Genomic DNA, 1898 nt, shown 5'->3' with positions numbered 1-1898 from the left:
GCTGGGGCTGGGGGGGAACAAACCGACACTCGGAGAGCTGAATTACCTCGTCAGCGAATTCCTGCCTCTGCGGTCTTACGACGCGTCCTTGTACGGCAAGGGGCTGGACATTTCCTCGGATGCCGCTCAGTTGCTGATGTCCGGGCTGGGTCCAAAACAGCAAGCATTGCTGACGGAACGGCCATGGGCTGAAAGAGTCCTGGAAGATGCTGCATACGCCAAACTCACCCCCGAAGAACAGCGCTCTCAAAAAGACATCCACTGGGAAAAAATCTACGGAACCGCGTCAATTTCTGGTCTGGAAACAATCAACACCTTCCTGGAACGAACCGAACTTAAAGCCGAGCAAATGGAAGCCTTGCTGGCCCAAGGCAAATACGCGCCAAACAGCTCTCCACAGTACATGCTGTCAGCGCCTTCCCCACAGCCTTTTGGAGCCCGCTATGTAAACGGTCCTCAAGCGGTCAACGACAAAAGCATGACCATGGATAAAGAAATAAAACCTGCGCAAATCGCCAACGCGACCGAGGAACGATTCGAGCGTTTGCATCGAATGATCCGTCTTCAGCGCTGGCTCGATATTCCGTTCACCGATCTGGACGCCTTGTTGTGCAGCGCATTTGAATCGAATCTGCCCAAAAAAAATGACCAGATGCAGTTGAACAACTACGCCATCCGGGCCCTGGGTATTTTTCGCTATCTGAACCGCCAGTACTCGATCAAGGCTGAAGAGTTCGCCGCCGTGCTGCACCAGGTATCTCCCTGTTCGACCGGCGACAACACGTCCCTGTTTGACAAGGTATTCAATCAGGCYCGTGTGTTTGATACACCGCTCGAACTCGATGGTCGTGCCTTCCAGGCGGATGATTCGGATCCAGCGTCTCACGCCATCCACCAGCATTTGAGCGTCAGCCTTGGCCTGCCTAAGACAGAGGACTCACTATTGTGGGTTGTCAAAAACACTCAAAAACACTTGGGTTCGCTCAAGTGTGATTTGCCCACGGTGTCATCCATTTATCGCCAGGCACGGACAGCGCGAATGTTTGGGCATTCGATTGCCGACAGTATTACGTTGGTCAATTTGCTGGGAGGGGACAGCATTTCCAGGTGCCTGGCGACCGGCGACTCCGGCCGACGTATTTTTCGCATAAGCGGCCGTAAGGGAAAAGATTATTTCGAGATGCGCGCCGTTTTCCAGCTTCCGGAACAGGGCGGCCCTGGTGAAGCGACTTTGCATGCCGGTTCAACCCTGCGGACAAACACGCAATGGTTTGCCGATGCCAAAAAAGATCAACGACTTGTCCTCCATTTTTCCAAAGCGCCAGGCGAGATCGAAGCGCCATGGATCGACATCGACAAGATTCAAACCACTAACCCCAATAGCCAGACATCACTGACGGGGGGAATCATCAAATGGAAGGTCGGTCACTTTGACGAATACACAGATCGAAAAAATACGGATCTGATCCTGCAATCGTTAGCCMTCTCTCCTGAAACGGGGATGACTTCGATTGGCACTCTGACTGGCGAAATAGATCAAGTCATCCTGAGAAATGAAGCTGACCCCGCATTCAGCCTGCTGAACATCCTGATGCAATTGGACTGGATAACACGCTGGGTCAAAGAATCCGCCTACGACATCCCCATGCTGCAACGTGTACTCGAACTGCAATGCAGTGACGACTATCCGTTGGGGCAATTGCAGCAACACCTCACAAAACTCAAATCAGACACTCTCCATTGCGCGGTCACCGCACAGGAATTTGCAACGCTGGCATTACCGAAAACAGTGGAATGGCGCGCAAAACTGGCGGATACCCTGCTGGATGACAAAGGGCTGGTAAAAAACTTCGCCCCCAGAATCAGCGACGATGTACCGCAGAGTCTGACCAACGCAC

1 pseudogene is annotated in these 1898 nt (G+C 52.8%); it reads left to right on the top strand.

Going from position 1 to position 1898, the window contains the following annotated elements:
• Positions 1 to 1898 (top strand): annotated as a pseudogene (locus tag AC1DRJ_RS26025) (hypothetical protein); the annotation flags it as partial.

Source organism: Pseudomonas sp. P5_B2 (genome assembly GCF_056400445.1).
The sequence above is the reverse complement of the archived record's forward strand: the minus strand, read 5'-3'. Positions and strand labels throughout refer to the sequence as shown.